The sequence below is a fragment of the Streptomyces sp. NPDC001606 genome (assembly GCF_053596835.1).
Genome location: NZ_JBSFHC010000003.1, coordinates 18,483 through 32,127 on the forward strand (window position 1 = coordinate 18,483; position 13,645 = coordinate 32,127).

The 13,645-nt window shown below is 71.2% G+C and carries 10 protein-coding genes; 9 read left to right on the forward strand and 1 reads right to left on the reverse strand.

Annotated features, from left to right (window positions below; all coding sequences use genetic code 11):
- Positions 1-66: 66 nt before the first annotated feature.
- Complete coding sequence (locus ACWCV9_RS07595; RefSeq protein WP_450784728.1) at positions 67-1,869, reverse strand: glycoside hydrolase family 15 protein; 1,803 nt, start codon at positions 1,867-1,869, stop codon at positions 67-69.
- 571 nt (positions 1,870-2,440) lie between these two features.
- Here ACWCV9_RS07595 and ACWCV9_RS07600 point away from each other — a divergent pair.
- The 9 genes from ACWCV9_RS07600 to ACWCV9_RS07640 all read left to right on the forward strand — a co-directional run bounded on the left by ACWCV9_RS07600 (position 2,441) and on the right by ACWCV9_RS07640 (position 13,591).
- Positions 2,441-4,108, forward strand: coding sequence for a CTP synthase (locus ACWCV9_RS07600; RefSeq protein ID WP_385846607.1), 1,668 nt, complete (start codon positions 2,441-2,443; stop codon positions 4,106-4,108).
- Between the two features lie 84 nt (positions 4,109-4,192).
- Positions 4,193-4,819, forward strand: coding sequence for an NUDIX domain-containing protein (locus ACWCV9_RS07605; protein ID WP_450784729.1), 627 nt, complete (start codon positions 4,193-4,195; stop codon positions 4,817-4,819).
- Positions 4,820-4,982: 163 nt separating this feature from the next.
- Positions 4,983-7,049, forward strand: coding sequence for a tetratricopeptide repeat protein (locus ACWCV9_RS07610; RefSeq protein WP_450784730.1), 2,067 nt, complete (start codon positions 4,983-4,985; stop codon positions 7,047-7,049).
- A 149-nt stretch (positions 7,050-7,198) separates the two neighbouring features.
- Complete coding sequence (gene ald, locus ACWCV9_RS07615; protein ID WP_450785235.1) at positions 7,199-8,314, forward strand: alanine dehydrogenase; 1,116 nt, start codon at positions 7,199-7,201, stop codon at positions 8,312-8,314.
- Between the two features lie 426 nt (positions 8,315-8,740).
- Positions 8,741-9,874, forward strand: a complete 1,134-nt coding sequence (locus ACWCV9_RS07620) for a ParA family protein (protein ID WP_385846508.1) — start codon at positions 8,741-8,743, stop codon at positions 9,872-9,874.
- Positions 9,859-10,407, forward strand: coding sequence for a hypothetical protein (locus tag ACWCV9_RS07625; RefSeq protein ID WP_385846509.1), 549 nt, complete (start codon positions 9,859-9,861; stop codon positions 10,405-10,407). The genes ACWCV9_RS07620 and ACWCV9_RS07625 overlap by 16 nt, the downstream gene beginning before the upstream one ends.
- Positions 10,408-10,794: 387 nt before the next feature.
- A complete protein-coding gene (locus ACWCV9_RS07630) occupies positions 10,795-11,823 on the forward strand; it encodes a segregation and condensation protein A (RefSeq protein ID WP_450784731.1) in 1,029 nt (342 codons plus the stop codon).
- 77 nt (positions 11,824-11,900) lie between these two features.
- On the forward strand, positions 11,901-12,470 hold the full coding sequence (gene scpB, locus ACWCV9_RS07635; protein WP_450785236.1) for an SMC-Scp complex subunit ScpB: 570 nt from the start codon (positions 11,901-11,903) through the stop codon (positions 12,468-12,470).
- A complete protein-coding gene (locus ACWCV9_RS07640; RefSeq protein ID WP_450784732.1) occupies positions 12,470-13,591 on the forward strand; it encodes a pseudouridine synthase in 1,122 nt (373 codons plus the stop codon). Before scpB ends, ACWCV9_RS07640 begins: the two co-directional genes overlap by 1 nt.
- Positions 13,592-13,645: the final 54 nt, after the last annotated feature.

Sequence of the window (13,645 nt, forward strand, 5' to 3'; positions counted from 1 at the left end):
GCTGTCGGCTTCCAGCCTAGGCACGCACGTGTGGGAGCCGGGGGAACGGCTCCCACGAGGGCGCGGTCAGCCGCCGTACGCCCCGGACGCCGTCAGCCGCAGGGCCGTGTCGATCAGCGGCACGTGGCTGAAGGCCTGCGGGAAGTTGCCGACCTGGCGCTGGAGGCGCGGGTCCCACTCCTCGGCGAGCAGGCCCAGGTCGTTGCGGAGCGCGAGGAGCTTCTCGAACAGCCTGCGGGCCTCGTCCACCCGGCCGATCATCGCCAGGTCGTCCGCCATCCAGAACGAGCAGGCGAGGAAGGCGCCCTCGTCCCCGGGCAGACCGTCGACGCCCGCCGCGTCACCCTCGGTCGGGTACCGCAGGATGAACCCGTCCGGGGTGGACAGCTCGCGCTGGATCGCCTCGATGGTGCCGATGACCCGCTTGTCGTCCGGCGGCAGAAAACCCATCTGCGGGATGAGCAGCAGCGAGGCGTCCAGCTCCTGGGAGCCGTAGGACTGGGTGAAGGTGTTGCGCTCCTTGTCGTAGCCCTTCTCGCAGACGTCCCGGTGGATGTCGTCGCGCAGTTCCTTCCAGCGCTCCAGCGGGCCGTCCGCGTCCCCGGACTCGATCAGCTTGATGGTGCGGTCCACCGCGACCCAGGCCATCACCTTGGAGTGCACGAAGTGCCGGCGCGGGCCGCGCACCTCCCAGATGCCCTCGTCCGGCTCCTGCCAGTGGTCCTCCAGATAGCGGATCAGCTTCAGCTGGAGCAGGGACGCGTAGTCGTTACGGGCGAGGCCCGTCATGTGCGCCAGGTGCAGCGCCTCGGTGACCTCGCCGTACACGTCCAGCTGAAGCTGGTGCGCCGCGCCGTTGCCGACCCGGACCGGGGCGGAGTTCTCGTAGCCGGGCAGCCAGTCCAGCTCGGCCTCGCCCAGCTCGCGCTCGCCCGCGATGCCGTACATGATCTGGAGGTTCTCCGGGTCGCCCGCGACCGCGCGCAGCAGCCACTCGCGCCAGGCGCGCGCCTCCTCGCGGTAGCCGGTGCGCAGCAGCGAGGACAGCGTGATCGCCGCGTCGCGCAGCCAGGTGTAGCGGTAGTCCCAGTTGCGGACGCCGCCGATGTCCTCGGGCAGCGAGGTGGTGGGGGCCGCGACGATGCCGCCGGTCGGGGCGTACGTCAGGGCCTTCAGGGTGATCAGGGAGCGGACCACCGCCTCGCGGTACGGGCCGTGGTACGTACAGTGCTCCACCCACTCCCGCCAGAAGTCCTCCGTCGCCTCCAGCGACTGCTCGGGCTCCGGCAGCGGCGGCGGCTCCTTGTGCGAGGGCTGCCACGAGATGGTGAACGCGATCCGGTCACCCGGGGCGACCGTGAAGTCGGCGTAGGTCGTCAGCGCCTTTCCGTAGGTCTCGGCCTCCGTGTCGAACCACACCGAGTCGGGACCGGCCACCGCGACCGTGCGTCCGTCGTGCTTGTGCACCCACGGCACCACCCGGCCGTAGGAGAAGCGCATGCGCAGCGCCGAGCGCATGGGCACCCGGCCGGTGACCCCCTCGACGATCCGGATCAGCTGCGGCGCGCCGTCACGCGGGGGCATGAAATCGGTCACCCGGACCGTGCCGCGCGGGGTGTCCCACTCGGATTCCAGGATCAGCGAGTCGCCGCGATAGCTGCGCCGGGCGGCCGAGGGCGGCTCGGCGTCGGCGGCGTGCGCCGGGCCGAGCCGCCAGAAGCCGTGCTCCTCGGTGCCCAGCAGGCCGGCGAAGATGGCATGCGAGTCGAAGCGGGGCAGGCACAGCCAGTCCACCGTGCCGTCCCGGCAGACCAGTGCGGCGGTCTGCATGTCTCCGATGAGTGCGTAGTCTTCGATGCGCCCGGCCACGTGCAACTCCAGTCGAACGGCCACGTCACACCCCCGCGCAGGGGGCTGTCGCTAGTGCGGTCAAGGGGTCGTTGTTGTGCGTCGTTGAGCGGTGAAGCAAAGCAGTCCGCCGAGCCCTGAGGCAACACGACAGTCTTAGCTCAACGAACTGCCGCGCTCTCGTTGTTCCGGTTGATGCTGGTGGGGGTGTGCCGTCGTTCCGGCCGGGCTCGGCAGCGAGTGTCCGAGCAGGATACGACGCACGTAGATGATCTGCGTGCCGCTCCGGGCAACCCGTGTGGGCCGAATGAGTGACCAACGGGTGATGACCGTGTGACAGGCGCGAGCCTGTGGTGACACGTGTGGCGTGTGACGAGCGAGGGCCGCAGGTGACGGCCCCGGCGGGACCACCCCGTGCCCGCCCGGCTGCGGAGCGTGGCCGGAAGCCATCTCCTCCAGGCGCTGATACCCTGGTAGCCCGTGGACCGGTGGGACTGAAACCCCCGAACCGCAGCGACGGCGCCCCCGGAAATCTCCGGACCGGAAGCCGCACCGCACGACAGATAGCGACCACGGGAGCCCCCTCTTGGCCATGCCGCCCGCTGCTTTTCGAAACAGCACAGCCACGACGACCAAGCACATCTTCGTCACCGGGGGTGTCGCCTCCTCGCTCGGCAAGGGTCTGACGGCCTCCAGCCTGGGCATGCTGCTCAAGGCCCGGGGTCTGCGCGTGGTGATGCAGAAGCTCGACCCGTACCTGAACGTCGACCCGGGCACGATGAACCCGTTCCAGCACGGTGAGGTGTTCGTCACCAACGACGGCGCCGAGACCGACCTGGACATCGGTCACTACGAGCGGTTCCTCGACCGTGACCTGGACGGTTCGGCGAACGTCACCACCGGCCAGGTGTACTCCACGGTGATCGCCAAGGAGCGCCGGGGCGAGTACCTGGGCGACACGGTGCAGGTGATCCCGCACATCACCAACGAGATCAAGCACCGCATCCGGCGGATGGCCACCGACGAGGTCGACGTCGTCATCACCGAGGTCGGCGGCACGGTCGGCGACATCGAGTCGCTGCCGTTCCTGGAGACCGTCCGCCAGGTCCGGCACGAGGTCGGCCGGGACAACGTCTTCGTCGTGCACATCTCGCTGCTGCCCTACATCGGTCCCTCGGGCGAGCTGAAGACCAAGCCGACCCAGCACTCGGTGGCGGCGCTGCGCAACATCGGTATCCAGCCGGACGCGATCGTGCTGCGCTGCGACCGCGAGGTGCCGACCGCGATCAAGCGGAAGATCTCGCTGATGTGCGACGTGGACGAGGCGGCCGTGGTGGCCTGCCCGGACGCCCGCTCCATCTACGACATCCCCAAGGTCGTGCACGCCGAGGGCCTGGACGCCTACGTGGTGCGCAAGCTCGACCTGCCGTTCCGGGACGTGGACTGGACGACCTGGGACGACCTGCTGGACCGGGTCCACAACCCCGACCACGAGATCACCCTCGCCCTGGTCGGCAAGTACATCGACCTGCCCGACGCCTACCTGTCGGTGACCGAGGCGCTGCGCGCCGGCGGCTTCGCCAACCGCGCCCGAGTCAAGATCAAGTGGGTGACCTCCGACGACTGCAAGACCCCGGCCGGCGCGAAGGCGCAGCTGGCGGACGTCGACGGCATCTGCATCCCGGGCGGCTTCGGCGACCGCGGTGTGCTCGGGAAGGTCGGCGCCATCCGCTACGCCCGGGAGAACAAGATCCCGCTGCTGGGCCTGTGCCTGGGCCTCCAGTGCATCGTGATCGAGGCGGCGCGCAACCTGGCCGGCATCGCGGACGCGAACTCCACCGAGTTCGACCCCGCCACCGCGCACCCGGTGATCTCCACCATGGCCGAGCAGCTGGACATCGTCGCCGGTGAGGGCGACATGGGCGGCACCATGCGGCTGGGCATGTACCCGGCGAAGCTGGCCGAGGGCTCGATCGTGCGCGAGGTGTACGACGGCAAGGAGTACATCGAGGAGCGCCACCGCCACCGCTACGAGGTGAACAACGCCTACCGCGCGGAGCTGGAGAAGAAGGCCGGCATCCAGTTCTCGGGCACCTCCCCGGACGGCAAGCTGGTGGAGTACGTGGAGTACCCGCGTGAGGTCCACCCCTACCTGGTCGCGACCCAGGCCCACCCCGAGCTGCGCTCGCGGCCGACCCGCCCGCACCCGCTCTTCGCCGGCCTGGTGAAGGCCGCGGTCGAGCGGAAGACGTCGAAGTAACACATCAGTTGTACGGTGGCCGGGGTGCGTACCTCTCAGTAGGGAGCACCCCGGCTTTCGTATGTGCACGTGGGAGGACAGGGCATGACGATCAAGGACACCCCGGAGGAGTGGGAGACCCGGAACACGGAGACCCCCTTCGTGGGCAACAAGACCTCGGTCCGGACGGACGAGGTGGTCATGCCCGACGGCTCGGTGGTCCGCCGCGACTACCAGATCCACCCGGGCTCGGTGGCCGTGCTCGCCCTGGACGAGGAGGACCGGGTGCTGCTGATCAAGCAGTACCGCCACCCGGTGCGGCAGAAGCTGTGGGAGATCCCGGCCGGCCTGCTCGACGTGCCCGGCGAGAACCCGCTGCACGCCGCGCAGCGCGAGCTGTACGAGGAGGCGCACGCCAAGGCCGAGGACTGGCGGGTGCTGACCGACGTGTACACCACGCCGGGCGGCTGCGACGAGGCCGTACGGATCTTCCTCGCCCGTGACCTGTCCGAGGCCGACGGCGAGCGCTTCGCGACGGAGCACGAGGAGACCGACATGGAGCACGCGCGCGTGCCGGTCGACGAGCTGGTGCGCCGGGTCCTCGCCGGCGATGTGCACAACAACTGCCTCGTCGTCGGCGTCCTCTCCCTGGCGGCCGCCCGCGCCGGTGACGGCCTGGACGCGCTGCGCCCGGCCGACGCCCCCTGGCCCGCCCGCCCCTTCACGGCCTGAGCCTCACCCTCCCGGCGCAAGTGTGTGACCATCGCCTGATCCGATCGGGCGATGTGTCCGCTGTGCTCCTCAGGGAACGTCGCAGAGCGTGAACTAGGCTCTGGAAAGCCCGTACCGGAAGATCCGGCGGGCTTGCGCGTGCGGTGGGACGGGAGTGTGGCCCGTGACGGATCAGGTGGTGGACACAGGCGACGTACGGCTGTCGGCGTCCGGGGCCGCGGAGGGCCATTTCCTGGGCCGGACACGGGAGTTGAAGGAGCTGCGCGCCGACATCGAGCGCGCGGGCCTGGACACCCTGTCCGGCCGCAAGGCGCCCCGCGCACGGGTGCTGCTCATCGCGGGCCGGCCCGGCTCCGGCCGGACCGCCCTCGCCGGGGAACTCGTCCGGCAGGTCGCCGGCCGCTACCCGGACGGGGTGCTGCGGGCCCGGCTCAGCGAGCCCGACGGCACCCCGGTGCCGGTCGAGCGGGCCGCCCGCGACCTGCTCGCCGCGCTGGAGGTGCCGGCCCCCGCCGGAGCCGCCGAGGACGAGCTGACCGCGGCGCTGCGCACCGCGCTGACCGGCCGGCGGGTCCTGCTCCTGCTGGACGACGCGGCCGGCGCCGACCAGGTCGACGCCCTGCTCCCGGACGCCCCCGACTGCCTGGTGGTGGCCGTCTCCAGCGGCCCGCTCACCGGCATCGCCGACGTCCGCCCGTGCACCCTGGGCGGGCTGGACACCAAGTCCGCGGTGGAACTGCTCACCCGTTTCACCGGCTCCGTCCGGATCACCGTCGACCCGCGCTCGGCGGAGAGCCTGGCCGAGGCCTGCCACGGCCACCCGGCCGCGCTCGTCCTGGCCGGCGGCTGGCTCGCCGCCCGCCCCCAGGCCGCCGTCTCCGACCTCGCCAAGCGGCTGCACGCGGACACCGAGGCCGGGGCCGACGGCACCCCGCTGGCCCGCGTCTTCCGTCTGGTGTACGACGAGCTGCCCGGCCCGGCCGCCCGGATACTGCGCCTGCTCTCCCTCGCCCCGGCCGGCCTGGTCGACCCGCACACCGCCGCCGCGCTGGCCGGCTGCTCGGTCGAGGCCGCCCACGCCACCCTGGACGACTTCGTCGGCCTCGGCCTGCTGCACGCCGTGGACTCCCCGCTGCCCCAGTACGGCATCCCGGGCTGTCTGCACCCCCTGCTGCGCGCCCTCGCCGGCAGCCGGGAACGCCCGGCGGAGCTCCAGCTGGCCCGGGCCCGGATGCTGGAGCGGACGGTACGGCTGCTCCAGTCCTGCCGGGCGATCACCGAGACGGACAGCCCGCAGTCCCGCGAGAAGCTGCTGGCCATGCAGCCGGCGGTGCGCTTCCCGACCCCCCGCGCGGCCGCCGAATGGCTCCGGGTGCGCCGGCCGGCCCTCCTGGCCTCCGCGCGCCTCGCGGTGGCCGACGGCGAGCTGGACACCCTCGCCCGACGGCTGCTGTCGCAGCTGGTCAGGGCCTTGGTGGCGCATGTCGGCACGCAGGCCGCCGCGCCCGACCTGTACGGCGTCCACGGCCTCGTCCTCGATGTCGCCGAGCGGCGCGGACTGGCCCGGGAGAAGGCCGCGGCCCTGCTGAACCTGGGCGATCTGGACGCGCAGACCGGCCGGACCCGGGAGGCGCTGGCCCGCTACCGGTCCGCCCTGGATGCCGGACGGCAGGCGAACGACCCGTACGCCACCGGCCGCGCGATGGAATCCGTAGGCGGCGCCCACCTGGAGCTGGGCGACTACGACCGGGCCGCCGACTGGTTCGGGCGCGCGCTGTCCGACCGGCTGGCCCGGGGCGAGCGCGCGGAGGCCGCCCGGCTGTACGGCCGGATCGCCACCGCGCACACCTACGCGGGCCGGTACGGCGAGGCCGTACGGAACTGGCGGGCGGCCGCCGCGGGCTACCGCAAGAGCGGCGATGTCGCCGCCCACGCGCGGGCGTTGAGCGAGATCGCCCGGGTCCAGGAGTACGCGGGACGGCCCGAGGAGTCGCTGCGCACCTGCCAGGAGGCGGCGGAGTGGGCCCGGCAGGCGGAGGACGTCCGGTTGCAGGCCGCGCTCCAGCTGCGGCTGGCCGCCGTCCTGGAGCACCTCGGCGACCCCGCGGCCGCCCGACTGCACCGCGCGGCGGCCGAGCGCATGCTGGAGGAGGAGGCGCCGGAAGCGGGTGAACCACTGGATCAGGACGGAATCGCCTGCGAAATCCGCAGTGCATCCAGTGAAGATTGATGCAATGAAAGGCTAGACAGCCAGAACACCTTCATTAAACTGGCTCTGCCGCACGTTCTCCTGCGGTGTCTCCCGGTGTGCCCCCGCATGCCTGGGTATGTCATGTAATGACACCCCCCATACCCTCTGAGCCAAGGACCGTGATCGACGTGAAGGTCGGCATCCCCCGCGAGGTCAAGAACAACGAGTTCCGGGTGGCCATCACCCCCGCCGGTGTGCACGAGCTGGTGCGCAACGGTCACCAGGTCGTCGTCGAGCGGGGCGCCGGCCTCGGCTCCTCGATCACGGACCAGGAGTACGTCTCCGCCGGCGCCGCGATCCTCGACACCGCCGACGAGGTCTGGGCCGCCGCCGACCTGCTGCTGAAGGTCAAGGAGCCCATCGCCGAGGAGTACCACCGCCTCCGCAAGGACCAGATCCTCTTCACCTACCTGCACCTGGCCGCCTCCAAGGAGTGCACGGACGCGCTGCTGGAGTCCGGCACCACCGCGATCGCCTACGAGACCGTCGAGCTGCCGAGCCGCGCGCTGCCGCTGCTCGCCCCGATGTCCGAGGTCGCGGGCCGGCTGGCCCCGCAGGTCGGCGCCTACCACCTGATGCGCGCGGCCGGCGGCCGTGGCGTGCTGCCCGGCGGTGTCCCGGGCGTGACCCCGGCGAAGGCCGTGGTCATCGGCGGCGGTGTCTCCGGCTGGAACGCCACCCAGGTCGCCGTCGGCATGGGCTTCGACGTCACCCTGCTCGACCGTGACATCAACAAGCTGCGCGAGGCCGACAAGATCTTCGGTACGAAGGTCAAGGCGATCATGTCCAACTCCTTCGAGCTGGAGAAGGCCGTCCTCGAGGCCGACCTCGTCATCGGCGCGGTCCTCATCCCGGGCGCCAAGGCCCCGAAGCTGGTCACCAACGAGCTGGTGGCCCGCATGAAGCCGGGAAGTGTCCTTGTCGACATCGCGATCGACCAGGGCGGCTGCTTCGAGGACTCCCGTCCCACCACGCACGCCGAGCCGACCTTCCAGGTCCACAACTCGGTCTTCTACTGCGTCGCCAACATGCCGGGCGCCGTGCCGAACACCTCCACCAACGCCCTCACCAACGCGACGCTGCCGTACATCGTCTCGCTCGCCAACAACGGCTGGGTGGAGGCGCTGCGCCGCGACGCCGCGCTCGCCAAGGGTCTCAACACCCATGACGGCAAGGTCGTTTACAAGGAGGTCGCCGAGGCCCACGGCCTGGAGCACGTCGAGCTGGAGACGCTGCTCGGCTGACCCGGTCGACCACCGCCCTGACCTGGTGAGTCGCTAAGTCACCAGCAGGCAAAAGGCGATTCGTCAACACGTCTCGTCAACCGCGCGCATCCGGCCGGACCTTGCCCGACAAGGTCCGGCCGGATGTGTGTATGGTCACTTTGCGGCTCTCGGTCAACTCGCCTCGAACGTAACCCTTCGACCGATTCGCACACCGGTGAAACCTGCTGTGCGACGGCCGTACGCCCTTGACAGCGGGATGTTTCATTGCCGACACATCCGGCCGGGTCCGGCGGATTGTGTTGCTGCGGACCGCCGACACGCCATAGAGTCGCCAACCGTCGGCATGGTGCCACGCTGACCTTGTCTAGAAGTTTCCTGGTCACCAAGGAGGTAAGACGACTTGTGAATGAGTCGACATTTTCTCCCGGGGGTGGTCAACCAGGAATGCCTGCACGGGGCCAGGGCCCCGCGGGATTCGAGGCTGTCGGCTCCGTCGCTGTGCGCACCTTCGCAGCCCACCAGAGTCCGGGAACACAGACCGCCCGGACAGCACACCAGAGCATGGATGGCCATCACGTGAACGCCATGGCCGGCGACGGAAGTGGCGCGCCCCACAACCACTTCGCCGACTACGACGAACTGCCCGAGGGGCACTTCTACGACCCCGACGCCGAGTACGAGCCCGATCCGGAGTACGCGGCCACGCTCGCGCCCGACGCGGCCCGCCAGCGCCGCGAGCGCATCGGCCCGACCGGGCGCCCGCTGCCGTACTTCCCGATCCCGGGCCCGCTGACCGACCACGGACCCGCGAAGATCATCGCGATGTGCAACCAGAAGGGCGGCGTCGGCAAGACGACGTCGACCATCAACCTGGGTGCCGCGCTCGCGGAGTACGGCCGGCGCGTGCTGCTCGTGGACTTCGACCCGCAGGGCGCGCTGTCGGTGGGTCTCGGCGTCAACCCCATGGAACTCGACCTGACGGTCTACAACCTGCTCATGGAGCGGGGCATGTCCGCGGACGAGGTCCTGCTGAAGACCGCGGTCCCCAACATGGACCTGCTGCCCTCCAACATCGACCTGTCGGCCGCCGAGGTCCAGCTGGTCTCCGAGGTCGCGCGCGAGTCGACGCTCCAGCGCGCCCTGAAGCCGCTGCTGCCGGACTACGACTACATCGTGATCGACTGTCAGCCCTCGCTCGGCCTGCTCACCGTCAACGCGCTGACGGCCGCCCACAAGGTCATCGTGCCGCTCGAGTGCGAGTTCTTCGCGCTGCGCGGTGTCGCGTTGCTGACCGAGACCATCGAGAAGGTCCAGGAGCGGCTCAACCCCGAGCTGGAACTGGACGGCATCCTCGCCACGATGTACGACTCGCGCACGGTCCACAGCCGTGAGGTCCTGGCCCGTGTGGTCGAGGCGTTCGACGACCACGTCTACCACACGGTCATCGGGCGCACGGTCCGCTTCCCGGAGACCACGGTCGCCGGTGAGCCGATCACCACCTACGCCTCCAACTCCGTCGGTGCCGCCGCCTACCGCCAGCTCGCCAGGGAGGTGCTCGCCCGGTGTCACGCCGAGTGAGTCTGCCGGGGGCCGACGAACTCTTCCGTACCACAGGGGGGATGGCGCTCCAGCCGTCGGCTCCACGGCGCTCGGCCGGTGAGGCCCGGGTGCCGGCTCCCGCCGGGGAGAGCGACGACATGGCCGGCGCCGAGGACGTACCGCCGTCGGTGCCCGTGCAGGGCGGCGACGGAGAGGGCGCGGAGCATGTCGCCGCGGAGGCCGGGCCGGACGGGACCGGCGAGTCCCGCACCCGGCCGGCGCGCCGGCAGTCGGCGCAGGAAGGTTCTGCCGCCGCCGCGCCGCAGCGCAAGCGGGGCCGGGCGGCGGCCCGCCGGCCCAGCGGACGGGAACGGCACGACGAGAAGATCACCGTGTATGTGTCCGCCGAGGAGCTGATGGATCTGGAGCACGCCCGGCTCGTGCTCCGCGGCGAGCACGGGCTCGCCGTCGACCGCGGGCGGATCGTCCGCGAGGCGGTGGCCGTGGTCCTGGCCGACCTGGAGTCCCGCGGGGACGCGAGCATCCTCGTACGTCGGCTGCGGGGGCGGTAGGGGTAGCCTGCGAGGGCTATGACCTCGAACGACGCTCCCGCCCCCAGCCCCGGCGCCGGCCGCAGGCGCGCGCTGGGGCGCGGGCCGGGGGGCCGCGCCGTACCCGGTGACCCACCGGACGAGCCTCCCGAGGCCCCAGCCCCCGAAGAGCCGGTCGCGCCCGAAGCGCCGACCGCGTCCGGGGTGCCGGTGGCATCCGGAGATGCCGCCGCGCCGGAAGGGCCGGCTGCGTCCGGAGAAGCCGCCGCACCCGAGGGGTCGGCCGCGTCCGGAGAGCTGGTCCCGCCTGAGGAGCTGGCGGTCGGAGTGCCGACTGCGTCCGGAGAAGCCGCCGCGCGGGGGGAGACGGCCGCATCCGGAGAGCCGGTCCTGCCTGAGGAGCCGGTTGTGCCGGGGCAGTCGACGGCGCCCGAAGAAGCGGTCCTGCCCGGAGTGCCGGTGGTATCCGGAGAAGCCGCCGCGCCGGAGGGGTCGGCCGCGTCCGGGGAAGCCGCCGCACCCGAGGGGTCGGCCGCATTCGGAGAGCCAGTTCTACCCGAAGAGCCGGTGGCATCCGGGGAAGCCGCCGCGCCCGAGGAGGCCCGGGACGGGGTTTTCAAGGTGCGGCTTGCCAACTTCGAGGGGCCTTTCGACCTGCTCCTCCAGCTGATCTCCAAGCACAAGCTGGACGTCACCGAGGTCGCCCTGTCCAAGGTCACCGACGAGTTCATGGCGCACATCCGGGCCATGGGGCCGGACTGGGACCTGGACCAGACGACCGAGTTCCTCGTGGTGGCGGCCACGCTGCTGGATCTGAAGGCGGCCCGGCTGCTGCCCGCCGCCGAGGTGGAGGACGAGGCCGACCTCGCCCTGCTGGAGGCCCGGGACCTGCTGTTCGCGCGGCTGTTGCAGTACCGCGCCTACAAACAGATCGCCGACATCTTCAACGCCCGCATCGAGGACGAGGCCCGGCGATACCCCCGTACCGTCGGTCTCGAACCCGAGCACGCCGAGCTGCTGCCCGAGGTGGTCATCAGCATCGGCCCCGAGGGGTTCGCGAAGCTCGCCGTCAAGGCGATGCAGCCCAGGCCCAGACCACAGGTCTACGTCGAGCACATCCACGCCCCGCTGGTCAGCGTGCAGGAGCAGGCCCGGATCGTGGTGGCCCGGCTGCGCGAGCTGGGCGAGGCCGGCTTCCGCGAGCTGATCGCGGACACCGAGGACACGCTGACGGTCGTGGCGCGGTTCCTCGCCCTGCTGGAGCTGTACCGGGAGAAGGCCGTGGCGCTGGAGCAGGAGGCCGCCCTCGGGGAGCTGACCGTGCGCTGGACGGGCGGGGACGGCGACGCCGCCCCGATGGTCACCGACGAGTTCGACAGGCCGCCCAAGGAGCCCCAGGACGCCTCCGGGGACGGCGGGAAGGAGAGGAAGCCGTGAGCGAGACCACCGACGCCCCGGCCGGGCTGCGCGCGGTCGCCGGGCTGGACCTCAGGCCCGCCCTCGAAGCGGTCCTCATGGTCGTGGACGAGCCCGCGACCGAGGAGCACCTGGCACGGATCCTGGAGCGGCCGAAGCGCCAGGTCGCCGACGCGCTGCGGGAGCTGGCCGACGAGTACACCGCGCAGGGCCGCGGCTTCGAGCTGCGGTACGTCGCGGGAGGCTGGCGTTTCTACACGCGCGCCGAGTACGCCCCGGCCGTGGAGAAGCTGGTCCTGGACGGCCAGACCGCCCGGCTCACCCAGGCGGCGCTGGAGACCCTCGCGGTGGTCGCCTACCGCCAGCCGGTCAGCCGCAGCCGGGTCTCCGCCGTGCGCGGAGTCAACTGCGACGGTGTGATGCGCACCCTGCTCCAGCGCGGTCTGGTCGAGGAGGCGGGCGCGGAACCCGAAACAGGTGCGATCCTGTACAGGACGACGAACTACTTCCTGGAGCGGATGGGCCTGCGCGGCCTGGACGAGCTTCCGGAGCTCGCGCCCTTCCTCCCGGAGGCGGCGGCGATCGAGGCCGAGACACTGGAAGGGGTTCCGTCGTTCGATCCGGACGCTCCGGATTCCGAGGACGCAGACGACAAGACGGAACTTTGATGCGAAGCAGCAGCGGCAGGAACAGCAGCGGAAACAACGGCGGGAGCCGTGGTGGCAACAGCGGCGGCCGCGGCGGGAGCAGCGGTGGCCGCGGTAATTTCCGCGGCGCCGGTAACAACCGCGACGACAAGCAGGGCGGCCGGCCGAAGAAGCCCCGCCCGGAGGAGCGACGCTACGACGTGGGCCCCGGCGCCACCCAGGACGGCCCGAAGTCGGGGCGCGGCGCCTCGGCGCGCGGCGGCGCCAAGGGCGGCCCCAAGCAGGGCCAGGGCACGGGGCGCGGCCGTTCGGTCCCGGCGACCTCCCGTGAGTACGAGACGCGCGCCGAGGAGCGCAACCGGGAGCGGTACGCGGGCAAGAAGGACGTCAAGCTGCCCAAGACCTTCCCGGGCGCCGAGCAGGAGGGCGAGCGGCTCCAGAAGGTCCTCGCGCGCGCGGGCTACGGCTCCCGGCGCGCCTGCGAGGAGCTGATCGAACAGGCCCGGGTCGAGGTCAACGGCGAGATCGTGACCGAGCAGGGCCGCCGGGTCGACCCGGAGAAGGACGAGGTCAAGGTCGACGGGCTGACGGTCGCGACGCAGTCGTACCAGTTCTTCTCGCTGAACAAGCCCGCCGGTGTCGTCTCCACCATGGAGGACCCCGAGGGCCGGCAGTGCCTCGGTGACTACGTCACCAACCGGGAGACCCGGCTCTTCCACGTCGGCCGGCTGGACACCGAGACCGAGGGCGTCATCCTGCTCACCAACCACGGCGAGCTGGCGCACCGCCTCACGCACCCGAAGTACGGCGTGAAGAAGACCTACCTGGCGGCCATCGTCGGCCCGATCCCGCGGGACCTCGGCAAGCGCCTGAAGGACGGCATCCAGCTGGAGGACGGCTACGCGCGCGCGGACCACTTCCGGGTGGTCGAGCAGACCGGCAAGAACTACCTGGTCGAGGTGGTCCTGCACGAGGGGCGCAAGCACATCGTGCGCCGGATGCTGGCGGAGGCGGGCTTCCCCGTCGAGAAGCTGGTGCGCACCGCCTTCGGGCCGATCACCCTCGGCGACCAGAAGTCGGGCTGGCTGCGCCGGCTGTCCAACACCGAGGTCGGCATGCTGATGAAGGAAGTCGATCTCTAAAGCGGCTTGCGGTTGATCACCATCCCCTTTATTGTCAGAGTGACGATAAAGGGG